At 68.2% G+C, this 255-nt stretch carries 1 pseudogene; it reads left to right on the top strand.

The features are described from left to right. A pseudogene (locus QP415_RS12245) lies at positions 1-255 on the top strand (iron siderophore ABC transporter substrate-binding protein); the annotation flags it as partial.

The raw sequence follows: 255 nt of genomic DNA, 5'->3' as shown, positions 1-255 counted from the left end.
TACGCTGGCAGGGCGACAGCGCCGGCCTCATCCTGAAGGAGCTGCCCGCCGGCCAGGCCCTGAGTGCGCTCGGTATGAAGCGCCCCGCCAACCAAGACCGTGACGGCGAAGGCCACTCGGAGCCGGTCTCCCTCGAGAACATCGACCAGATCGACGCGGACTGGATCTTCTTCGGCACGCTCGGTAAGGCCTCGGTGAACAACCCCTCCGCCGGTGGCAACACGGGTGTCGAGGCCTCGGCCGCTGCCCTCGAAG

The sequence above is a fragment of the Pauljensenia sp. UMB3104 genome, from assembly GCF_030217285.1.
Taxonomy (GTDB): domain Bacteria; phylum Actinomycetota; class Actinomycetes; order Actinomycetales; family Actinomycetaceae; genus Pauljensenia.
Note: the sequence above shows the minus strand (reverse complement) of the source record. Positions and strands in the feature narration are given on the sequence as shown.